Source organism: Brunnivagina elsteri CCALA 953 (assembly GCF_002289455.1).
Classification (GTDB): domain Bacteria; phylum Cyanobacteriota; class Cyanobacteriia; order Cyanobacteriales; family Nostocaceae; genus Brunnivagina; species Brunnivagina elsteri.
Map to the genome: position 1 here is coordinate 1 of NZ_NTFS01000057.1, position 23,313 is coordinate 23,313.

General features: G+C 36.4%; 14 protein-coding genes and 1 pseudogene. 9 read left to right on the forward strand and 6 right to left on the reverse strand.

Annotated elements, in window-relative coordinates; all coding sequences use genetic code 11:
• Nucleotides 1-207 precede the first annotated feature (207 nt).
• Complete coding sequence (locus CK510_RS07570) at nucleotides 208-1,542, forward strand: hypothetical protein (RefSeq protein WP_095721124.1); 1,335 nt, start codon at nucleotides 208-210, stop codon at nucleotides 1,540-1,542.
• Nucleotides 1,543-2,073: 531 nt separating this feature from the next.
• Here the strand turns inward: CK510_RS07570 and CK510_RS07575 are convergent.
• Nucleotides 2,074-2,256, reverse strand: a complete 183-nt coding sequence (locus CK510_RS07575) for a CsbD family protein (protein ID WP_095721125.1) — start codon at nucleotides 2,254-2,256, stop codon at nucleotides 2,074-2,076.
• A 731-nt stretch (nucleotides 2,257-2,987) separates the two neighbouring features.
• Between CK510_RS07575 and CK510_RS07580 the strand changes: the two genes are divergently transcribed.
• The 5 genes and pseudogenes from CK510_RS07580 to CK510_RS07600 all read left to right on the forward strand — a co-directional run bounded on the left by CK510_RS07580 (nucleotide 2,988) and on the right by CK510_RS07600 (nucleotide 10,006).
• Nucleotides 2,988-3,266: a GlsB/YeaQ/YmgE family stress response membrane protein gene (locus tag CK510_RS07580; RefSeq protein ID WP_095721126.1), complete on the forward strand. Its 279-nt coding sequence runs from the start codon at nucleotides 2,988-2,990 to the stop codon at nucleotides 3,264-3,266.
• Nucleotides 3,267-3,379: 113 nt separating this feature from the next.
• Entirely contained in the window at nucleotides 3,380-3,856 is a 477-nt protein-coding gene (locus tag CK510_RS07585) for a BON domain-containing protein (RefSeq protein WP_095721127.1), read from the forward strand.
• Nucleotides 3,857-4,048: 192 nt separating this feature from the next.
• Nucleotides 4,049-4,297, forward strand: a pseudogene (locus CK510_RS07590) (ChaB family protein); the annotation flags it as partial.
• Nucleotides 4,298-4,546: 249 nt separating this feature from the next.
• Nucleotides 4,547-8,074, forward strand: coding sequence for a response regulator (locus CK510_RS07595; protein WP_095721128.1), 3,528 nt, complete (start codon nucleotides 4,547-4,549; stop codon nucleotides 8,072-8,074).
• 732 nt (nucleotides 8,075-8,806) lie between these two features.
• A complete protein-coding gene (locus tag CK510_RS07600; RefSeq protein WP_095721129.1) occupies nucleotides 8,807-10,006 on the forward strand; it encodes a sensor histidine kinase in 1,200 nt (399 codons plus the stop codon).
• A 16-nt stretch (nucleotides 10,007-10,022) separates the two neighbouring features.
• Here the strand turns inward: CK510_RS07600 and CK510_RS07605 are convergent, their stop codons facing one another.
• From CK510_RS07605 to CK510_RS07615, 3 genes are read right to left on the reverse strand one after another with little or no spacing between them, the layout of a single operon-like run.
• Nucleotides 10,023-12,638, reverse strand: a complete 2,616-nt coding sequence (locus tag CK510_RS07605) for a hybrid sensor histidine kinase/response regulator (protein WP_095721130.1) — start codon at nucleotides 12,636-12,638, stop codon at nucleotides 10,023-10,025.
• Nucleotides 12,622-13,116: a response regulator gene (locus CK510_RS07610; protein WP_095721131.1), complete on the reverse strand. Its 495-nt coding sequence runs from the start codon at nucleotides 13,114-13,116 to the stop codon at nucleotides 12,622-12,624. The genes CK510_RS07605 and CK510_RS07610 overlap by 17 nt, the downstream gene beginning before the upstream one ends.
• A 35-nt stretch (nucleotides 13,117-13,151) precedes the next feature.
• Nucleotides 13,152-15,422 (reverse strand): ATP-binding protein, encoded by a 2,271-nt coding sequence (locus tag CK510_RS07615; RefSeq protein ID WP_095721132.1) that lies wholly within the window; start codon nucleotides 15,420-15,422, stop codon nucleotides 13,152-13,154.
• 281 nt (nucleotides 15,423-15,703) lie between these two features.
• Between CK510_RS07615 and CK510_RS07620 the strand changes: the two genes are divergently transcribed.
• Entirely contained in the window at nucleotides 15,704-17,362 is a 1,659-nt protein-coding gene (locus CK510_RS07620) for an alpha-amylase family glycosyl hydrolase (RefSeq protein ID WP_095721133.1), read from the forward strand.
• A 1,062-nt stretch (nucleotides 17,363-18,424) separates the two neighbouring features.
• The gene (locus CK510_RS07625) at nucleotides 18,425-19,258 is read left to right on the forward strand and encodes a CheR family methyltransferase (protein ID WP_373695786.1); all 834 of its coding nucleotides are present in this window, start codon (nucleotides 18,425-18,427) and stop codon (nucleotides 19,256-19,258) included.
• A 191-nt stretch (nucleotides 19,259-19,449) separates the two neighbouring features.
• Here the strand turns inward: CK510_RS07625 and CK510_RS07630 are convergent, their stop codons facing one another.
• Both CK510_RS07630 and CK510_RS32605 read right to left on the reverse strand, forming a co-directional pair.
• Nucleotides 19,450-20,955 (reverse strand): FAD-dependent oxidoreductase, encoded by a 1,506-nt coding sequence (locus tag CK510_RS07630; protein WP_095721134.1) that lies wholly within the window; start codon nucleotides 20,953-20,955, stop codon nucleotides 19,450-19,452.
• Nucleotides 20,956-21,303: 348 nt separating this feature from the next.
• On the reverse strand, nucleotides 21,304-21,459 hold the full coding sequence (locus CK510_RS32605; protein ID WP_211293122.1) for a hypothetical protein: 156 nt from the start codon (nucleotides 21,457-21,459) through the stop codon (nucleotides 21,304-21,306).
• A 230-nt stretch (nucleotides 21,460-21,689) separates the two neighbouring features.
• Between CK510_RS32605 and CK510_RS07635 the strand changes: the two genes are divergently transcribed.
• Entirely contained in the window at nucleotides 21,690-23,273 is a 1,584-nt protein-coding gene (locus tag CK510_RS07635; protein WP_095721135.1) for a sensor histidine kinase, read from the forward strand.
• The last annotated feature ends 40 nt before the right edge of the window (nucleotides 23,274-23,313 follow it).

Consider the following 23,313-nt stretch of genomic DNA (forward strand, 5'->3'; position numbering starts at 1 on the left):
ATATAAAATATAGGGATAATAAATTCATAACTATCTCTAGCAATTTTGATGTATTTATTAATTGCAATTAAATAATCACAAATATAACAACTTAGTTAGCATGGTAAAAAAAGCTGGAATTAAACTCATGTGGGAAACAACGTATTATTTTTAACTTTTTACTTCAAATAGTATGAAAATAGCAAATTAATTAATAGAGGTATAATTGTGGAAGAAATTTTAGAAAAAGCTAAACAATTAAAGAAAGAATTACTTGATTTTGTGTTGGATGCAGAAGGTGATTTAGCAACTAGTCTCGAAGCATTTTATGCAGATAAATCATCTAAACTATCCAAATCTCAAGTTACCACAAATAATGAGATGATATTGGATATGTTTTTGACTGAAGGTAAGCTTGGAGAGAAAACACCAATTGATTTATTTTTAGAAAATAAACCAGAATTGCCAGCGTGCGATCGCAATCTTATTAATAGTTGGCATAAGAGTTTTATTGGTTTATTTGCTGTGACTGAAATTTTTGCTGATGGTTGTGCTTTAATGAACTGGATGACTGCTAAAAATTATATAGTAAAAGCAAAAAGTTTAGATGAGTTACAGTTATTAAATAGACTAAAAAATGGGGAAATTTTGCTTGCTCGTATTGCTCCTATAACTAATAGAGAATGGATGTTTTCGGCTCCTATTACCATCATGGGCAAATTGGGTAAACCCAAGCTAGCTGTGGCAATTGGTAATTTTAAGCAGAATTATAAAAATTATCTTTACACAGATGCTCCAGAATTACTGGAAGAAGCATGGCTATCTGTAGAACAGTATCATCAAGATTTTGTTGACTTTTTTAAAAGGGATGAAATTACTTTATCTGGATATCAACTACAGAATAAATTAAAAGAATTTCAGCAATTTATAACTCAGCATCGTTTAGAAATAGCAGGTATTGATAGCTCTAAATCTTTAAAAGAATTAGCGCAAGAAGCGGATATTTCTAGCGAAGAAATGATAAGTAGTGCAGTCGCAATGGGTGTTGATGCTAAAGAAGTTACTCAAATTTTAGAAGGTAGTAAAAATGCTAAAATGGTGATGCCTGATATTGAACTGCCAAATCACCTCAAAAAGGCAGAACAAGTGACTACGATTACCCATCCTCGATGGGGACAGATTTTTTTGACAAACTATCACTCATTTAAAAACTTGCTAGAAGCGACTGATTGGCATAGCGTCGAAAATGCCGAAAAATTAATCCGTCAATACCTAAATGAGCCAGAAATTAATATCAGTATTTGGCATCGTTTAGCTAATCAATATCCTGTGGAATTAGAAAAAGTATTACAAGATTTTTTAAATAGAAAAGACTTTGATTTACAGAAAAATTTAGAAGCAACCCTAGAAGAATTTAATAAAGCTCTAGAACCAGAATTACCAGAAATCGCTAGTGTACCGACACATTTACATAATTTATTTCAAGAAGCTCTGATGGAAGTTAATAGTAATAGTAGTAATAAAAGTAAAAGTAAAACTAAAGTTAAAACAGGATTTGGTTAATGAGATTATTTTATATATCAATATAGCAGAGATTATAAATCTCTGTCTAATAACGAAAGTCCTCTAAGAGGTTGTTTGAAAAGTCTTCTTCTATGTCATGCTGTAGCTTGCTACTTAACAGAAGCCGCTTGCGCGTCTACCCGCAGGGTGGAACGTAGGCGAAAGACTTCCCGCAGGGTAGCATCTCAGTATGTGGGCTAAACTCCAGATTCTACTCTTCGAGAACGCTGAGTCGCAAGCGACACGCTTCGCAAACGTTCCGCAAAGCTCCACTCAGAATGACAAATTATACCTTCCCAAACTTTTCAAACATGCTCTAAAACAGGACTAAAATACAAGCTTTCATATTTCCAATTGATATAGTCGTTTTGAGACAACTTCAGCTTTTAGACAGGGATTTATAATCCCTGGCTAATTAATTGTCTGGTACAATATACCAGTAATTTTAATATATAAGCTTGGGTTTCGTCATCGCGGAACCCAAGCTTAATCTACACAATCAAGATTTGTATTTGATTTGATTCAGATTCCTTAGTCCAAAGATTTTTTAACTTCATCTTTGATATTTTCAGCAATATGACGAGCTTGAGATTCCGCTTGTTTTGCTTTACCCTCAGCTTTATCATTAGGATTGCCAGTAACTTCACCAACTACTTCTTGAATTTTGCCTTCAATATTTTTAGCAACTGCTTTTGCTCTATTTTCAGTACTCATTTTTCCCCTTAGTTTAGTAAATATTTGGATAACTTATTGATTGCTTAACTAACTCAAGCAACTTATATCTATAGATTAAACTGATTTATATTTTCTGAGTTCTATCTTCCGAACGTAATTATGAGAATATTATTACTTCTTAAGACTGAGGATTAAAAACGAATGGCACTAAGTTAAGACAAAGCCCTGACCCTGACTGGTTCCCAGCCTCCAGGCTGGGAACCGCTCCTTGGAGGTTCTGCCTCCAATTGACAAGAGGCAGAGCCTCTGGGAATACCTTCCCAGGCTCCAGCCTGGGAACGAGGCTATATAAAAGTTTCGGCTTATCTTAGTGCCATTTTAATATGAAGATGCATAAAATAACCCCACCGCCTGTGGCACCTCCCCTTAGTAAGGGGAGGTTGAGAGGAATCGAAATAATGTGCGGCTTCACAAGTAATTGGTATTAGTGCCATTCGATTAAAAACATAATTCCTCCTTAAGGTATATAGTTTATCCATTAAATAAATGTTTATACATCGAAAGGTGTATTTGTAAATAGAATTTTCTTGCTAACATTTTAATAAGACTTAGGGATTGTTCCTAATGATTCATAACTGAGTTTAAGATAATATCCAAAGATTTTCGAGATTAGTTCATTAGATAGAGTAAAAATATGAGAAAAAAATTTATTATTAAAAACATAAACTAGTCCAAATACACAACAAATTACCCAAAAAGGAGAAATTAAAATGAGCGGTATAATTGCTTGGTTAGTCTTAGGTTTAATCGCAGGGGCATTAGCTAAATTACTTTATCCAGGAAGTCAAGGTGGTGGTATTTTCTCCACTATTGGATTAGGGATTTTAGGAGCATTAATAGGTGGTTATTTAGGTAAAGTTCTGTTGGGCAGTGGTGCAGCAGCAACAGCTTCAGTAGGTGGTTTGTCTATAGGAAGCATAATTTTTGCAGTTCTTGGTGCGATGTTGCTCATCTTTATTTGGGGTTTGGTAGCTCGTCGAGCAGTGTAATTACCTGTTGATTCACTCAAATAATTAACACAATTAATTAATATCTATTAACCTCAATTAATCCGAAGAAGAGATTAATGAGGTGACTAGATAATCACAGAGGAAAATAAATCATGAAAAAAGCGATCGCATTATTTACAAGTAGCATTTTGCTAATCTCACTAGTTGCTTGTACTGATGCTAAAAAAACTAGTAATGTGGCTCCAGATTCTACTAAAGATAATGTAGAAGTTCCCAACGCACAAGAAGCTCAATCATCACAAGAAGATGCTACTAGTGAAACTCGAAGAAGACAATTAAATGCTGATATCAAAGCACGGGAACAACGTAATAATGGTTTAAATCAAGGAGCAGCCGTAAATAGAGCAAACAAGGATGTTGCGAGTGAAGTTCGTAGCAAATTAGAAGCCAATATTCCTGCTAGTGCCCTAGTCGTGGAAGCTAAAGATGGTATTGTGACAGTTACTGGAAGCGTTCCCACTCAGCAACAATTTAACAAGATTACGAAATTGGCACAAGAAATTAAAGGTGTCAAATCTGTAATTGTGAAAGCAGTTATAGCACCTGCTAAAAGTACACAAAATAATTGATGGAACTGTAGCAAAAGTAAGCAATGCTACTATTTATAACATGTAGTAATTTGCTTTTGTGATTCATAAATAAAAAATTAAATTCCATCTCACTTATTCGTAGAAATCGCAAAATTTAAACGGGGAATCAAGAGAATGTCTAATACCACAGCAGAACGTACTATTTCAGCAGTTTTCAAAGAGCAAAATCAACTTCCTCGTGCTTGTGCTGGACGTTGCAATGGTGCGGAAGACTTATCTCCAGAAGTGTGATACCTACGGTCAGCTTCGCTAACGCATTTATCTGAAGAAGCACAAAAAATATTCATTGAACGTTACAATTCTGTGTTAGAGCAAAGTAATGATGAAACCAAAGCTGAACAGGTTGCTTGGGAAGCTATTCATCAACAATTTGCCGAAGATGAGAATGGAATTTGGTCAAAAGCTAAGGTGAGTGTTTAAGTATCTGAATTTTTCTAAAAATTAGTTCTTTTAGATGCTGGATTTTCCAGCTTTTTTTTTATCAAAAATTAATCTGTAGCCAGATTCTCGATTTTTCAACAAATTTGGGAATCCAGAATCTTGTTTAGAAATAAAATCATTTTGAGATAGACGAATGTTTAATTTTATATTAATATGTACTAATACTATTCACAGTCAATACAAAATTTTACCTGATTCAAAATTACCTAGTAAAAATAATAAATTCTAATGCTGAATCGTTTGAAAATAGGAACTAAGATAGGAGCAAGTTTTGCCTTAAGTTTAGCAATACTGACGGCAATTGGTCTGATTTCTTACTGTTCTATTAACGAACTGATTACAAGTTCAAGCAAGGAAAAGCATACCTATCAAGTACTTAGTCATCTGCAATCATTGACTTTAGAAATTAGAAATGCCGAAAACGGGGCGCGTGGTTATATAATTACGGAAAAAAATTATTATCTCAAGCCATACGAAATAGCCACCAAAGAATCAGAGCGACTGTTGCAAGAACTACGAAATAAAACTTCAGATAACTTAAATCAACAAAATAGACTTAAGCTTTTAGAACCATTAATCGAGCAAAGATTGGAACGACTTAAAAACGGAATCAATCTACGCAAAAATCAAGGTTTTGACGCAGCACAGCAGTTCATTCTCACAAACCAAGGAACGAAAATAGTAGAAGAGATTGCACAAATCACTCGGCAAATGGAAGCTGAGGAAAACCAACTACTGTTGCAACTCTCTAATAACGTAAAAGCCGCAGTTAGATTAACACTTAGTACTATTGTTTATGGTATTCTCCTATCTTTTATTCTCTTAGCTGTAATTGGCTATATACTTACCCGCAATATTTCTAAACCCCTCAGTCGATTTTCTCAGATAGCGTCAGCATTGGGGAAGGGAGATTTATCTGTTAGTTTACCAACAAGCGATCGCAAAGATGAAATTGGGTTGCTAACACGTACTTTTAACCAGATGATTGCCAATTTGCGGGATACAATCGAGAAAAATGATCGGCAAAATTGGCTACAGTCAAACCTTGCGGAATTTAGCCAAAGGTTGCAAGGAAGTAGAGATTTAGAGACTGTGACACGGTTAATAATATCTTATTTAACACCTTTGGTGGGAGCCTCCCAGGGTGCTTTTTTCGTAATTAATGTTCGAGGTGATGAACCTGTATTAAAATTAGTTAGTGGATATGCTTATAAAGGGCATAAAAATCTGGCAAATGAATTTAAATTGGGTGAGGGATTGGTAGGGCAATGCGCTCTCGAAAAGCAACGAATTTTGCTGACACAGGTTCCTAGTGATTATATTCGGATTAGTTCTGGTTTGGGAGAAGCAACTCCATTAAATATACTTGTTTTGCCGATACTATTTGAAGAACAGGTGACGGGTATAATAGAACTCGCTTCGTTTCAAATTTTTCAGGAGGTACATTTAGATTTTTTAGAGCTAGTTACTGAGACGATTGGGATTGTATTAAATATGATTTTCTCTGATATCCGAACTCAAGAATTTCTGGAGGAGTCTCAACAATTGACTGAAGAACTACAACAGAGTAATCAAATTTTGGAAGACCAAGCGAAGGCTTTGCAAAATTCAGAAGTACTGTTGAAGAATCAACAGGAAGAGTTGAAACATTCTAACGAAGAGTTACAGAAACTAAACGAAAAATTAGAAGAGAAAGCCGAATTATTAGAGCAGCAAAAGCAAGAAATTGAGTTAGCAAGACAAGATTTAGAGGAAAAAGCCAAACAGTTAGCTGTATCATCAAAATATAAATCAGAATTTCTGGCAAATATGTCCCATGAGTTACGGACACCACTAAATAGTTTGCTAATATTAGCAAGATTATTAGCAGATAATGGTGGAGGTAATTTAACAGAAAAGCAGGTAGAATATAGCCGCACTATTTATGCTGCTGGTACAGATTTATTGGAGTTAATCAATGAGATTTTGGATTTAGCAAAGATTGAATCGGGGACTTTATCATTAGACATTGAGCAAGTTACTTTGACTGACTTACAGATGAGTTTAGAGAGAAATTTTCAACAGATTGCTGAAGGAAAAGGACTTAAATTTAAAATAGAATTAGATACACAATTACCTAAATCAATCACTACAGATATTAAACGTTTACAACAAATATTAAAAAATTTACTTGCGAATGCCTTTAAATTTACCGAACAGGGAAATGTTACTTTAAAAATTGGCGTAGCACCTGAAAATATGATTAATTTTGCTGTCAGCGATACCGGGATAGGAATTCCGACTGACAAGCACAAAGTCATTTTTGAAGCATTTCAACAAGCAGATGGTTCCACTAGCCGCAAGTATGGGGGAACTGGTTTAGGTTTATCAATTAGTCGCGAATTAGCTCAATTATTAGGTGGAAGGATTGAGTTAACAAGTAAGCTAAATCAGGGAAGTATCTTTACTCTAGTTTTACCGCAGCTTTTAGTACAAACAGAAGCAGTGGAGATAATTAGACAAGGGAAAGTTTCTCCAATAATCGAGTCACCTCTTATTTTATACCAGAGTGAAATTCCCGATGATAGAGACATAATTCAACTAGAAGACCGGATTTTATTAATTATTGAAGATGACGATAAATTTGCCCGGATTCTATTAGAAATGGCAAGGGAACAAGGCTTTAAAGCTATTGTCGCTTTGCGGGGTAAACAAGGTTTAGCATTGGCAAAAAAGTTTCAGCCAGATGCGATAACTTTGGATGTGAATATGCCAGGAATGGATGGTTGGACAGTATTAGATATTCTCAAACGCGATCCAGAAACCCGTCACATTCCAGTACATATTATGTCTATTGACGATCGAGAACAACGGGGTTTAAATTTTGGCGCGATCGCATATTTACAAAAACCTATTTCTAAAGAAGTTTTGACTGAGAAATTAACTGAAATCAAAGGATTTGTGGAGCGGAAAGTCAAGAATCTTTTGGTGATTGAAGATGACCTGATGCAAGCTAATAGTATTATAGAATTAATCGGTAATGGTGATGTGCAAAGTACATCTGTAGGAACTGGAGCCGAAGCATTATCATTTTTACAAGCAAATCAAGTTGACTGTATTGTCTTAGATTTGGGATTACCTGATATCAACGGGTTTGAATTAATTGAACAAATCAAACAACAACCCAGTCTGATCAAGATTCCAATTATTGTCTACACTGGTAAAGAACTTTCCCAAAAAGAAGAAACTAAACTACGACGACTCACAGAAACAATCATTATTAAAAATGTGCGATCGCCAGAAAGATTATTTGACGAAACTGCTTTATTTTTACATCGGGTACAAGCTAATTTACCGCAAGTTAAACAGAAAATATTAGAAAGTCTCTGCACTTTTGACCCAGTACTTGCAGATAAAAAAATTCTAATTGTTGATGATGATGTACGAAATATTTTTGCACTCACCAGTTTATTAGAAGGGTATGAAATGCAGGTGTTTTTTGCCGAAAATGGTCGAGACGGGGTTGAAGTACTGCAAGCAAATCCTGACATCAACATTGTCTTAATGGATATCATGATGCCAGAAATGGATGGTTATGAAACAACTCGCAACCTACGTAAACAAACACAATTTAAGACTCTACCAATTATTGCTTTAACTGCAAAAGCAATGCAGGGTGATAAAGAGAAATGTATTGAAGTTGGAGCTTCTGATTACATTACAAAACCAGTAGATACTGAACAATTAATTTCATTATTAAGGGTTTGGTTATACTAAAAACGGATAGAATATAGACTTTTTTCATGCTGATGGAGGGTAGCATCTAAAAGATTTTTACTTTATTTATTTACTTTATTTAGAGAACTCCACAGAAAGAAATGCCCAATGTCATTCTCAGGAACGTTCGCGCTACCTACGCGTTCCCGTAGGGTAGAATCTCGCGAAGATGCCTGAGTCACGCTACGCGAACGTTCCACCCTGCGGGTAGACGCGCAAGCGGCTTCTGAAAGTAGCAAGCTACAGCATGACAACACAGGATGATTCCTCAGAGGGTGTTTATAAATTCGGCAAAAACCTTGATTTGTCATGCTGAACGTAGCGATAGCGTAGTGAAGCATCTCTAAACTATGCCGCAAACCCTAGATTCTTCGTTCCTCAGAATGACATAATTTTATTTATAAACACCCTCTCAGCATGACAACACAGGATCGCTCCTCAGTATGACAACACAGGATGATTCATTTTGTGGCTTACTCTTAAAAGTATATTTTTAACCCGTTCTTAAAATAACTATCCAGTTAAAAAAAATTAAAATACTTATTTTGCAACCTTTCTTCCCTTCTGCCTTATTCCAATAGTATAAAAACTTAAGTTGCTAAATCAGTAGTATAAAAATTAACTTAAATCAAACTAAAATCCAACTGAAATCGAACTCATTCCATATCCCCCACTCTTGTTTATTTATTCTCTGAAAGTGTATGCTGAGAAATTATATTATCCAGCTTTTTAATGAAAGATTTTAGCCAACTACTTACTGATAAAGTTGATGTTATTGCCCAAGAGTGGGTAGATCGGGTGATTCGCGATGGACAAGTCAAAAGCACTGAACACCTGACTCGAAAGGGTGTTTTAAACCATATTACCGATGTTCTAGCTGCATTAGCAACAGTATTAGCTCAAAATGAAGAAAGCGATTTTGAGAAAATTGCCCAAGCTAGTTTCAAACATGGGGCACTTAGAGCAAAACAAGATTTTGACCCCAGAGAAGTGGTACGTGAGTATCATTTATTACGGACAACTATTCTTGCCCATGTCAGTGCAGAACTGTTACTAGGAACACCAGAAGAAATTCTCCGGGCAATGTCTTTGATTGATGCGGTTGTAGATTCTGCGATCGCACAGTGTTTTGAGAGTTATGTTGACGGAAGATTGCACGAATTACAACAGGTACAGCGTGAATTAACTTTAACTGTCGAAGAACTCCAGCGTTTAGTTAGTGCGAATCAAGAAAATATTTCGCTTCTGGCACATGAGTTAAAAACGCCACTTAGCTCAATCATTAATTACTCGGACTTATTTTTACGCCAATCTCAAAAATCGGAAATAAGAGATACAGCAGTTGGTTTGGCACATATTGAGCGGGTTTTATCAAATGGTCGCAAACTTTTAACTTTAATTAATGATGTCCTCGAATTATCTCGTTGTGAAGCTGGAAAAATGCAACTGAAAGCCGAAGCAACGAATGTCAAAATGCTAATTAATTCAGTGGTCGAAACTATGCAACCCCTTGCTGATTCCCGTGGATTGCAATTGTTGATAAATTGCCAAAATGCACCTAATGAGGTGATTATAGATAGTTATCGACTGCAACAAATATTGATGAATCTTATTAGTAATAGCATTCGTTATACGGAAATAGGTAGTGTTGAAATTGAATGTCGTTCGATTTCCCATCAGGAGTGGTTAATCTCAGTTCAAGATACAGGAATTGGTATTGCTGTAAAAGACCATTTGCGTATTTTTGAACCTTTTGAACGGGCAAAAATCCCTGGCAAAAATCATCCTTATGATAGCACTGGATTAGGTTTAGCAATTGTTGATAAATTAATAAAATTATTACAGGGTCGAATTTATGTTAGTTCTGATGTTGGAGAAGGGGCTACATTTACGGTGATTTTGCCCACAGAAGTTGGGATTTCTCAAACTTAGGGAAATTAATTAATTATTAAACTCGACCTTCTGCTAACTCCGCAACAACAGTGACTAAAGTTTCAGGTTCAATTGGCTTGGTAAGATAAGCTTGAAATCCAACAGCAAGTGCTTGTATTTTGTCAATTTCCCCAGCATAAGCTGTGAGTGCAACTGCGGGAATTTCCCCCCCTGCTTCTGCTTGCCAAGCCCTAATCTGACGCAGTAATGCATAGCCATCCATTCCTGGCATTCCAATATCGCTAACTAAAATATCAGGTTTTAAATCCGATAAGATTTTTAATGCCTCGAATGCAGATGCAACTGCGGTAACAATTGCACCATCTTCTTCTAATACAAATTTAATAAAATTTAGCGAGTCTTCGTCATCATCTACCACCAATATTTGAACACCTTTAAGGTTGAAATAATTGGTTGGCAATTTCACTTTATTTTCTGTTTTATTGCCATCAAAATTTTCTGGAATTCGTGTCAGCATAACTGTAAATGTCGCTCCTTGTTCTTCACCTGTGCTTTCTACTTGAATATTGCCACCATGTAGTTCTACTAATTGACGGACAATTGCCAATCCCAAACCAAGTCCACCAAATTTTCTAGTTGTTGCACTATCAGCTTGACGGAAATATTCAAATACATGGGGCAAAAATTCGGGGGAAATACCCTTTCCGGTATCGGTGACTATGATTTTAAAAAAGTCACCCAAAGGTTCCAATTTGACTTCAACTGCACCACCATGAGGTGTAAACTTGACAGCATTGGAAAGCAGATTCCAAAAAATTTGTTGCAAACGTGATGCATCTCCCAAAACATTATATTTTAGAGATTTAATTTCACTTTCTATATCCCATAATCCGGTTGCGGAGTTGACAATCTCCATCCCTTTATGGTTAGAATTAGAACTGGGATTTAAAATGATAAATTTTAAACTAATTGCCTTTACTTCTGCGGCTAATCTAACTGTTTCTAAAGCCGAGCTAATCACATCAACTAAGTTAACTGGTTTGGCTGCCAAATTAAACTTACCATGCAAGATTCGAGAAACATCTAAAAGGTCTTCGATTAATTGAACTTGTAGTTTAGCATTACGTTCAATAATTTTTAATGCTTGGGTAGTTTTTGTCGCATCCAAATTCCGATTTTTCAAAAGTACAGTTGCCCAGCCAAGAATTGGGTTGAGAGGTGAACGTAATTCGTGAGAAAGTACCGCTAAAAATTCATCTTTCATGCGATTTGCTCTCTCAGCTTCAGTTCTTGCTGCTGCTTCCAAAGTCAAGAGACGCTGTTGTTCTTGCTGTGCATGTTTGCGCTCGGTAAGTTCAATTTCCAATTGCTTAAATAATGTCGATTGTTGAATAGCAATTCCCACTTGTGTTACTAATATCTGGAGTAAGTCCACTTCGACTTGTTGCCACTGTCGAGATGCCGAACATTGATGAGCAATTAGCAACCCCCATAAATTTTCACCTTGCAAAATTGGCACAACTAAATTTGCTTTTACCTGAAATTTTGCTAGCAAATCAATATGACATTGAGCTAAGTTAGATGTGTATATATTCTCTATATACCGGATACGACCTCGTTTATATTCTTCTGCCCAACCTAAATCAAAACAAGGATCGTAAATTTCACTTCCTAAAATTACATCCCAATCAGAAGTCACAGATTCTGTAATAACTTGACCATTCCCATCTAGTTGAAAACGGAATATTATGACGCGATCGCACTGCAAAAACTGTCGTACTTCATCAACGGTAGTATTTAAAATTTTCTCTAAATCTAATGATTTACTTACTTGCTGGGAAATTTGATTCACCAATCTTTCTTTGCAAAAATGCTGTTGTTTCTCTAACTCTGCCTGTTTAGACTTAGAAATATCCATAAATGTACCAACCAAATGTGTTGGTTGAGCCATGATATCATAGTAAACTTTTCCTCTTGCTTCTACCCAATTTACTGCACCATCCAACCGCAAAACACGAAATTCTGTTTGATATTTTTTTCCTGTTGCGATCGCAGTAATTATAGATTGATTTAATGCTTCTCTATCGTCAGGATGGACAAGCTCCAACAAGCTTTGATAATTAGATAAACAGCTACCATCTGGCAAGTCAAAAATTTGGGTAATGAAGTCAGAACAAATTAAATTATTATTTTCAATATTCCATTCCCAAGTGCCCATAACAGCAGATTCTAGGGCAAGTTTTAAACGTTCCTCACTTTTTTGTAGTTTGCCATGTAATTTTGCTTTTTCAATCACAGAATTCATTGCCAAACGCAACTCTTCAGGAGTCACCCGTCTTTTAATTAAATAATCAGATGCTCCTGCTTTCATTACCTGAACAGCAAGTGATTCATCCCCCTGCCCTGTCACAATAACTACTGGCAAATATTTTGATTGTTTTTGTGCTTGCAATTGTACTAAAAATTCCAGACCATCAATGTCAGGTAAACAGTAATCCAGTAATATCCCATCTGGTTGATACTGCTGCCATAAAATTAAACCTTCCGCTCCTAATTCAGCCTCTAAAATAGTATATTTATAATTTACATCTTGCAGCAGGTAGCGTCGATAAGTTTCCCTATCTTCCAGACAGTCATCAACAATTAAAATAGTTCTATATTTGCGATTCATTATTATTGTTATACAAAGGATAAGGAAGAGAATTAACTTGTAACCAATATTCAACTAGAATATTAATAATCTTCATTAATTTTTTAACATCAATTGGTTTAATTATGTAACTATTGACTCCTTGCTGATAACAAATTTCTAAATCTTTGGGATTAGAAGAAGTTGTAAAAACTACAACTGGGATGCTTCTAAGGTTCTTGTCTTGTTTAATTTGAGTTAATACTTCCCGTCCATCGGTTCCCGGTAAGTTCAAGTCTAATATAATCAACCCCGGACGGAGTAAGGGGTGAGAACTTGTATACTTTCCGGTATGATAGAGAAAATCTAAAGCCTCATCTCCATTAGTGCAACGATAAATCGGATTTGCTACTGTTAATTTGCGCCAACCCCGACAAAATGCTTCAAAGTCTTCGTCGCTATCTTCTACTACTAACAATGGCAGGTTTATTTTTGCACATTCGACTTGGAGGCTTGTCATTATTATAAATTATTAGTAAATTTTGTTAAATTTTGTTAAATTGGTAAACTCAGGAAAAAAGTAGTACCTTCTTCCACTATTGATTCTATCGAAATTTTACCACCGTGACGCTCAACAATTTTTTTGGCAATGGTTAAACCAGCTCCCGTACCACCACTATATTCTTTTTGCCCATGTAGACGTTTGAAAATCCGAAAAACAGTGTCGTAATGCTTTTCCGGTATACCAATACCATTATCTTTGACATAGAACACTTTGAATTGTTGCGAATCGTCTTGGCTTGTCTCATCCGCGTCTATAAAACCAATTTCTACCCGTTTATTCGCTTTATCATTATATTTAATAGCATTGGTAATGAGATTGGTAAATAGTTCGTTAATTTGGATGCGATCGCCAATAATTTCCGGCAGACTTCGCGGAATAATAATATCCACAAATGATTGCTGGTAGTTAATATTAATTACATCGATAACCCCTTGCAGTAACTCATTTAAATTGATTCGTTGCCGAGATAATTCGGCTCGTCCTAAACGCGAAAAATGCAGTAAAGACTCAATTAAGTTTTCCATCTTCTGGGTCAAACGCAACAGGGTTTTTAGCTTCGATAATCCATCTTCATCTAATACATCAGCATAATCTTCCATGAGGAAAGAAGAGTAGTTATAAATGCCCCGTAGAGGTTCTTTTAAATCGTGAGATGCAATGTAAGCAAAAGTATCTAATTCACTATTACTACGCTCTAATTCAATATTAATTTTTGCTAATTCATCTGCTCTTCGTAGTACGATATTGACGATAGCGCTGCGGAGTTCAGTAACAGCTTCAATTTCGTAATCTTTCCAAGGTAAAGAACTATTTTTAACTGTTTCTTGCCACATTTCAAATGATTTTCGTGGCACAAGTCGCGATGCACCATTTTCTATGGTTTCCACTGGTTTGTTAGGGTTTCCTCCCCAATTAACCGTTCTAATTACTTCGGCACGGAACCATAAAATATAATTTCGATGAATTCGAGAAATTGTTAATGCTAATAAACCACTACCTACATCTTTAAATTCCTCTGCTTGCGGATAAACTTTAGGGAGAATATTGGTAGAAAAAATATTATCTTGAGTTTGATTTTCTATCCAGGCAAGCAATTTATGTAAATCTGAAATTTCTGGTGTATTTCCAATAATTATGTGTTGATGTTCTAGACATATAAATGCCCCTGTAGCATTGACAATTTCTAGTAAATTAGAACCAGATTCAGCCAGTGCAGTCATAAAGCTTTCTGCTTGCGAAATCGATTCAATAAATTTTCCTTGAATAAATCTTAATTTCATTTTATAGTCAAAGTCTTCATTTGCTTCTTTATCTACAAGTTCCGAAGAGATAATTTTGCCTAAAAACTCACAAGCAGTTCTAATTTCATAAGAAAGATACTGAGGTGAAGAATGATGACAGGCAATTAAACCCCATAATTTTTTATTTTTCATAATAGAAATCGACATGGAGGCAGTTACCCTCATGTTTTTCAGGTACTCAATATGAATTGGAGAAACACTTCTAAGTACTGAGAAACTTAAATCTACAGTTGTATTCGTTAATGGGTTAAGAGCGGGAACTATTTCTATTGGCTCATAATTAACATCAGGAATAATCCGCAGCCAATTACAACTATATAACTGCCTTGCTTGTTTCGGAATATCAGAATGGGGGTAGCATAATTGCAAATAAGGACTCAAATCATCTCTCTTTTCTTCAGCAATTACACAACCTGTTCCATCCTCATCAAACTTATATACCATCACTCGCTCAAACCCGGTTAATTTCCTTACCTTTTTAACAACAATCTGACACATCTTTTGGAGAGTTGGGGCATTTTGTAGCTTGGAAACGGTCGAATTGATGAGATGATAAAACTTCAAAAAATTAATATATTCTCTATTGTCAGTTGGCTCTAACTCTAAAATTACCATTTCGCGATCGCGATGAACAATCCCATCAAAATATAATAAATTTTCTTCAACTTGGATTGACAATTTCAAGGGATTAACGCATTCAAAATCACCATCTAGACATTGTGCGATCGCATTAATTTGTTCTTCACTCAGAAACTTAGTTAATGGTTGGTTTAGTAAATCTTCATAATCGTAACCAATCAACTCATAAGTATTTTTACTAACTTGTAAAATTTTAAATTCCGGTTCTTGCAACACAAACAGCAAACCATGAGACTGAATCGAGCCAGGGATGTGGATTGGTTCGCGATCGCAATTAGTTAAATCGAGATTTTCGGCTATGATAAATTCGTGTTTTTTCATATTTTTTTCATATTTTTTTGATATAAATATACATACAAATATTTTGTCATCTATCTCAGGAGGTACTTCTTTGTAGTTTGCTTATAGGCAGGAGTACTCAAGTTATTTTCATAAATACACATTCCTTAAAGTCGATAATTCTCATCTTTTGGATGAAGCGATTAAATCTTCAGGAATACTCAATCACTTAGATACTTTATTCGGGGGAATGATGTGCTTTCTTGGCGCTGGATTAGAAAATGCCACTATAAGCTTGTGTTTATCCTACGGAAAGGAATTTTATGTCTAGCCCTATAGAATTTAGTTTATTTGCTCCTCACAACAATGTAGCAGCTTTAATTGGTTCTTTTTCTGATGGTAAAGAAATTCCAATGGAAAAAGGAAAGGATGGTTATTTTCGTGCTAGTGTTAATGTAGAAGATGGTACTTACCAATATAAATTTAAAATCCAGTCAAAAAGTTGGTTTTTTGAACCAGATCAGTGGGTAGATGTGACTGATCCCTATGCTACCGATATTGATGGTAAAAGTGAAAGTGAGAATAGTATTGTCTGTATTAAAGATGGTCAGAAAATAGTCGATACTTATGTCTGGATGCATGACGATAAACCTTTGCCTGCTGACCATGAATTAGTTATTTATGAGTTACATGTTGCAGACTTCTCTGGTGGTGAAGATGATCCCCTGCTGCGAGGTAAATATAAACATGTAATTGAAAAGTTAGATTATTTATCAGACTTAGGAATTAACGCGATTGAATTGCTACCAGTAAAAGAGTATCCCGGAGATTACAGTTGGGGTTATAATCCGCGACATTTCTTTGCAACAGAAACTAGTTATGGTTCTACCGCAGATTTAAAAAAATTAATCGATGAGTGCCATGCTAGGGGGATTCGGGTGATTATGGATGGGATTTACAACCATTCTGAAGCTTCCGCACCCCTAACCCAAATTGACCACGATTACTGGTATCACCACGAACCACGTGACCCCGATAATAATTGGGGTCCGGAATTCAACTATGAACAGTATGATGAATCTTTAGAGACATATCCTGCACGTAAATTTATTGGTGATGTTATCCGCTTTTGGATTCATAACTACCACATCGATGGTATTCGTTTTGACGCTGCACGCCAAATTGCCAATTATGATTTTATGCACTGGATTGTGCAGGAGGCAAAGCAAGCTGCTGGTGCAAAACCTTTCTACAATGTCGCCGAACATATCCCGGAAACAACCAGTATCACCAACGTTGATGGTCCAATGGATGGTTGCTGGCATGATAGTTTTTATCATTGTATCTTAGAGCATATTGCTGGGGATACCTTTGATTTAGAACGTCTCAAGGATGTGTTAGATTGCAAACGTCAAGGCTTTATGGGTACAACCAACGTGGTTAATTATCTCACCAACCACGACCACAATCATGTGATGGCAGATTTAGGCGATCGCAATATTTTAGATGAGGAAGCTTTTCGTCGTGTCAGATTAGGTGTAGTTTTGTTAATGACTGCGATCGGAGTTCCTCTGATTTGGATGGGTGAGGAGTTTGGGGAATATAAATATAAAACTCCTAATCAAGCAAAGATTGATTGGACGTTACTTGGTGGTGACTTAAATCGTGATTTGTTTGCATATTACAAGGGTTTAATCAATCTCCGCAAACAAAATCATGCTTTGTATACGGAAAATATTAATTTCTTCCACGAAAATCCTGAATCCAAAGTGTTAGCATATACTCGTTGGAATGATGAAGGTTCGCGTGTGGTGGTTGTGGCAAATTTCTCTGGAGAATTTTTGGCTGGTTACACTGTTACTGACTTTCCAGAAAATGGTACTTGGCACGAATGGACGGGTAATTATGATGTGGAAACTGGTAATAATTCTCTGATGACTGATTTGGGTCCTTATGAAGCTAAGGTATTTGTTTGGCAATAGGTGAAGTACAGCAGATTTCAGGTTATAGGAATTACACAAATAAAACCTGAAACTCTGTATTCAAGGAAAAGACACGCTGTTATAAGTTCTTTGTTTTGCCTTTTGTTGTTATGGTTTACAATTAAGGGACTTCCAGAAAATAGAATATCTCAATTATAGATCAATACAGTTCAGTTAAGCGTTTTTTCCTTCTCTTCCTACCCTACCTAGCCCTAAGAGTAATCCAAGAAATAAATGATCCAACTGTTGATCCTGAGTCGCTATGTAATAGACAGAGATGCTTCATTGCGCTTCGCTCCATTCAGCATGACAATTGGGCACTTTTTTACTTGGAACACTCTAAGAGGGCGGCTACGCCAACGGAACGTCTTCGACGTAGCTTGCTTCCACGAAGTGGTACGGGCAGCCGCTCCGCGTCTAAGGCGTTCTCTGCGCCTACCTACGGTAGATACGAAGTAGCTTCTGTTGGCGATAGCCGCCCTGTAAGGGCTAAGTATACTAAAAACGGTTAAGGATTATACTTTTTATCTGCCAAACCTAATATTTATGGTTCTTCCGTAGGTGTTATGCTGAACTTTTAAAGATAATTCGGAATTTGCCTTTAATAGCAAGGCTTTTGGGCAGTTATAACCTTGATTGTATCTCAAAGGCTTAAAAGCCAAGGTTAAAGGCTATCTTTCTTGCTAGGCAAGGAATCTGAGCTATTTTACAAGCGTTTTTAGCATAACAAGTAATGAAGAACCATATTTATTAAGCCTCTCCCCTTAGTAAGGGGAGAGGTTTGGAGAGGGGTTCTATATTTAGTCAACTTTTAAGCCGTTCGCAGTATAGCCACTCCGTGTCTATGGCGGTTTAAAATATTGAATAGTTTAGTCTTAACTGAACCGTATTGAATTATAGATCAATTCGATCGATTGTATCATTCAGGAGGGCGGGAAAACCCCGCCCCTACATTTTGTTATCTAGTTAATCGTGATTTGAGTTTAATCATACTTTTAAATATAAAATAAATAAAATAATAGTTTTTTTAGATTTAGATTACAAATAAATTTTAGTACCCTAATGATAAATTTGCCAAAACAGATTTTAGAAGATATTGAAGTGCAATTATTTCTAGAAGAAATTTATAGTTACTGGGGTTATGACTTTCGTAATTATGCTTTGTCTTTTCTCAAACGTCGTATTCAAAGTTTTATTTATGCTGAGAAATTATTGAATATATCTCAATTACAAAAAAGAATACTATCTGATAAATCTTGTTTAGAAAGATTTTTACTCAATCTTACAGTTAATGTAACATCAATGTTTCGCGACCCCAGCTTTTATGTTGCTTTTAGAAATGAAGTAATTCCCCGATTACGTACTTACCCATTTATTCGCATTTGGCACGCTGGATGTTCTACGGGAGAAGAGGTGTATTCAATGGCAATTCTACTCACAGAAGCAGGACTTTATCAACGTTGCCGTATTTATGCAACTGACTTGAATGAGCAAGTATTACAAAAAGCAAAAAGTGGTATTTTCCCCCTCAACTTAATGCAAAACTATACCCGACTTTACATTCAATCTGGTGGCAAAACCTCTTTCTCTGAGTATTACACTGCGGCTTATGGGAATGCAATATTTAGTAATTATTTACGAGAAAATCTTATCTTTGCCCAACATAATTTAGTAATGGATAGTTCCTTTAACGAATTCAATGTGATTCTGTGCCGAAATGTTTTAATTTATTTTAATCAAACCTTACAAAACCACGTCCACAAACTTTTTTATCACAGCCTTGGTTCTTTTGGTATTCTGGGTTTAGGAAAACAAGAATCAATTCGATTTACTCCTTACGAACAGGAATATCAAGAGCTTGTCAAAAGTGAAAAGCTCTATCGGAGGGTGAATTAATGCCATTTAAAGTAATAGACATCTCCGAGAAAGACGTAGAGACGTAGCATTGCTACACGAATGTGCCGGGACAGAATATTCTCGAAATCTTGCCACGGGGATACTCCCCGTGGCAAAGTTTCGCGGCAACTTCCCAGTCTCTACAAGGGTTTTAGGCAAAGAATAATTACATTCGGTCGATATCTATTAGACTAGAACTTCTTTAAATTCTTCACAGTTGGTGCGTGCAAAACTTCACCATTGCAACTGAAACGCGAACCGTGACAGGGACAATCCCAACTTTTCTCACCGCTATTCCAAGCAACAACACAACCCAAATGAGGACATATTGCCGAAAGCGCATGGATTTCTCCTGCTTCATCTCGGTAAGCAGCTACCTTTTCACCATCAACAGTGACTAACTTTCCCTCACCTACTGCCACATCATCCAGATTTTTACCCAAACCTTTTAAGCGATCGCCTATCCAATGAGTACCAACATCTAAGGTTTGTTTTATACCTTTTGGAGTCACAAAAGGAGTAGCACGGGTTGCATCATACAAATCAGCCGCCGCATTTTTAATACCTAAAATTGTGTCTGCAAGTATCATCCCAGATAAGGTTCCTTGAGTCATTCCCCAAAGACTAAAGCCAGTTGCGACATAAGTATGCTGGCTTAAAGGAGTCAATTTTCCTACGTAGGGAATCTTATCAACAGAGACAAAATCCTGAGTAGACCAACGATAATCAATCGACTCAACACCAAAGCGAGAGCGAGTATAATTTTCTAAATCTAGATATTTTTCTTCAGTATTTTCCACTGTTCCCACTTTATGACCACCACCACCAACAAGCAACAATAAGCCACCCGCATCAGGAGTAGTCCGAATCGAGTAGTATTTTTCACCAGAACCTATGTACATTCCCTGGGGAGCTTTATCGGCACTAATTCGCGCACCAACGATATAAGAGCGTTTGGGGAAAGTTTTAGCAAAGAATAATCCCTCGTCAGTAATGGGAATATTTGTGGTAACTATGACATCTTGTCCCTGAATAATTCCCTTATCGGTGGTAACTCGACAAGGAGTATCTTCCTCAACCTTGAGTACTCTGGTATTTTCAAATACGTAACTTCCATCACCAGGTATCTGCTTGATTAGGTGTAACAGGTATTTGCGAGAGTGAAATTGTGCTTGATTGTCAAACTTAACTGCACCAGCAATCGGGAAAGGTAAGGAAGTTTCGCGAACAAAAGAAGCAGGTAGTCCTAGTTTTAGCGCTGCTTCTACTTCTTTTTCAATATCCTTGAGATTATCTTCGGTTTCTGTGAAAGTATAGGCACTTTGACGGCTAAAATCACAATCAATTTGCGATTCTGCAACTGTTTTAGCAACAAATTCTATTGCTGCTTGATTCGATTGTGCATATATGCGTGCCTTTTCTTCACCATGATTTTTAATCAAATCAGCATAAATCAATTGGTGAAGGGAGGTAACTTTGGCTGTTGTATGACCACTAACACCTGTGGATATTTGTTTTGACTCAATTACCGCAACGGTTTTTCCTGCGCGTTTGAGTAATGTTGCCGCAGTGATTCCCGCAATACCTGCACCAACAATTATGACATCTACAGATAGATTATCGCTAAGTGGTGGGAAGTTAGCGGATGGTGTCGAGTCAATCCAGTAAGAAATGTGCTTTCCTGAGAGATTAGGCATAATTTTTTGAGATAATGTTGGTTGAATGAAATAAGTTTGATAGCAGCATTAGTTTTTCAGAAGAAACCTGTGTATTGACTCCCTAAATTAGCTATCATTTTATTTTCGATTGAGGATTTATATAAATAAACCTAGTTACTAAATTAGACAGTTCATACAGGAAATAAAACTATCTAACGGATAAATTAGGTTTACAAATTAGAAGATAGATATTAGTCGTAAGGTATATACATTTATATTTGATTTGTGTTCGTATTATCTATACAAAACATATAAAATATTTAAAGAGGAATGGTAAACACAAAGACAAAGAAATAGAAACCACCGAGAAGTAATGAATCTTAATATCTAGTAAAAAAGAAAATCTCTATCGAAGGGTAAATTAACGCTATTTAGACTTATCGTTTTAGGTACGTCTTTAGGAGGATTTTCGGCACTCCAAAAAGTGCTAAAAAGTTTACTAGGAAAGATTAGAGTTGCGATCGCGTCACTTAATAAACGCACAACACCGTCATTATTGTAGTCAAACTTAAAAAAACGTAAAAAAACGTAAAAAAACGTAAAAATAGGAGGAGGAATTACTATCTTTTTCAAGAACCTAGCACTGCGGAATGTGCTGTAATACCTAAAACTGCAATTATATGTCGTAGCTAGGTTAGACTAGATTTTGCCGAAGAAGAAAGGATTGCTGCGGTACTAGCTATCCTTGGCGATTCTATAGGAAGATAAAACTCATGCAGGCAGAAAGCAAAGTTAACATCCTGCTAGTGGATGATAAAGCCGAAAATTTGTTAGCACTAGAAGGGATTTTGGGGGAATTAGAGGAAAATCTGGTACGAGCTACTTCTGGAGAAGACGCTTTGTGGTGTTTGCTCAATCAAGACTTTGCAGTCATTTTACTAGATATACAAATGCCGGGAATGGATGGTTTTGAAGCAGCTTCCTTGATCCGAAGTCGCCCGCGATCGCGACAAACTCCAATTATTTTTCTGACTGCTTTTGGTGCTGATGATTATATGCAATTCAAAGGTTATGCTGCGGGTGCGGTAGATTATTTGTTGAAACCAATAGACCCTCATATTCTCATTTCTAAAGTCAAAATATTTGTTGAATTATACAAAAAATCCGAAGCGCTAAAACAACAAGCGAAACATCTGGCAGTTTTAAATGGGGAACTTAAGCAAAGCGAAGAAAGATTTCGTTCTCTAAGTACTTCTTCCCCCATTGGTATTTTTGAAATGGACTACCAAGAGAATTGCACATATGTAAATCCCCGTTATCAAGATATTTGTGGTGTCACCGCATCCGAAAGTTTAGAAAAAAGTTGGTTAGAATCAATACATCCAGATGATAAGGAAGCAGCTAGTGCGAGTTGGTTGAATTATATTCATGAAGGTAAAGAATATTCTCAAGAATATCGGTTTTTACTGAAGGATGATGTTGTCCGTTGGGTTCAGATTCGTTGTGCATCTATGCTGGCTGCTGATGGCAGTATTCAAGGTTATGTCGGTACTGTAGAAGACATTACCGAACGCAAAAATGCTGAAGAGACTCGTGCCCAAATGTTTCGCGAGCAGACGGCAAGACAGGAAGCAGAAGCCGCAAATAGGATGAAAGACGAGTTTCTTGCCGTTCTTTCCCACGAACTTCGCACACCCTTGACGGCAATGTTAGGTTGGTCAAAAATATTACGTACCAAGAAGTTAGACGAACAAGGTACTATCCGTGCTTTAGATGCGATTGAACGGAATGCGATCGCACAAACACAGTTAATCGAAGATATTTTAGATATATCGCGGATTATTCGGGGTCAGTTACGGTTAAATTTAGGTGTTGTCGATTTACAGTCAGTAATTCAAACGGCTTTGGAAGCAGTGCGTCCACAAGCAGAGATGAAAAGTCTGCAATTAGATATTTGCTTGGATGGTGATGTTGGCAAAGTCAGTGGTGATGCAGTGCGGTTGCAGCAAGTTGTATTGAATTTACTCACTAATGCTGTTAAATTTACACCTAAAAATGGCAAAGTAGCAGTATATTTGCAGTCGGTAGAAACTTCCTCTGCTCAAATTGTGGTTAAAGATACAGGTATTGGTATCGAACCAGACTTTTTACCCAAAATATTTGAACGTTTTTGTCAAGCAGATAGTTCTACAACTCGTTCCCAGAATGGACTGGGATTAGGACTTGCGATCGTTCGTCATTTGGTGGAATTGCATGGGGGAACCCTCAATGCAGAAAGTCCAGGAAAAGACCAAGGTGCAACTTTCAGTGTCACATTACCACTTCTGCAAAACAAAAATTACCGTAGTCAAAATTAGTATTAGGGATAATATCAATTAGGATAGTATCAATTAGGAT

Excerpts from the sequence above, each read along its gene's own strand:
- CK510_RS07575 (WP_095721125.1), bottom strand. The coding sequence starts at position 2,256 with ATGAGTACTGAAAATAGAGCAAAAGCAGTTGCTAAAAATATTGAAGGC.
- CK510_RS07580 (WP_095721126.1), top strand. The coding sequence starts at position 2,988 with ATGAGCGGTATAATTGCTTGGTTAGTCTTAGGTTTAATCGCAGGGGCA.
- CK510_RS07585 (WP_095721127.1), top strand. The coding sequence starts at position 3,380 with ATGAAAAAAGCGATCGCATTATTTACAAGTAGCATTTTGCTAATCTCA.
- CK510_RS07595 (WP_095721128.1), top strand. The coding sequence starts at position 4,547 with ATGCTGAATCGTTTGAAAATAGGAACTAAGATAGGAGCAAGTTTTGCC.
- CK510_RS07600 (WP_095721129.1), top strand. The coding sequence starts at position 8,807 with ATGAAAGATTTTAGCCAACTACTTACTGATAAAGTTGATGTTATTGCC.
- CK510_RS07605 (WP_095721130.1), bottom strand. The coding sequence starts at position 12,638 with ATGAATCGCAAATATAGAACTATTTTAATTGTTGATGACTGTCTGGAA.
- CK510_RS07610 (WP_095721131.1), bottom strand. The coding sequence starts at position 13,116 with ATGACAAGCCTCCAAGTCGAATGTGCAAAAATAAACCTGCCATTGTTA.
- CK510_RS07615 (WP_095721132.1), bottom strand. The coding sequence starts at position 15,422 with ATGAAAAAACACGAATTTATCATAGCCGAAAATCTCGATTTAACTAAT.
- CK510_RS07620 (WP_095721133.1), top strand. The coding sequence starts at position 15,704 with ATGTCTAGCCCTATAGAATTTAGTTTATTTGCTCCTCACAACAATGTA.
- CK510_RS07625 (WP_373695786.1), top strand. The coding sequence starts at position 18,425 with ATGATAAATTTGCCAAAACAGATTTTAGAAGATATTGAAGTGCAATTA.
- CK510_RS07630 (WP_095721134.1), bottom strand. The coding sequence starts at position 20,955 with ATGCCTAATCTCTCAGGAAAGCACATTTCTTACTGGATTGACTCGACA.
- CK510_RS07635 (WP_095721135.1), top strand. The coding sequence starts at position 21,690 with ATGCAGGCAGAAAGCAAAGTTAACATCCTGCTAGTGGATGATAAAGCC.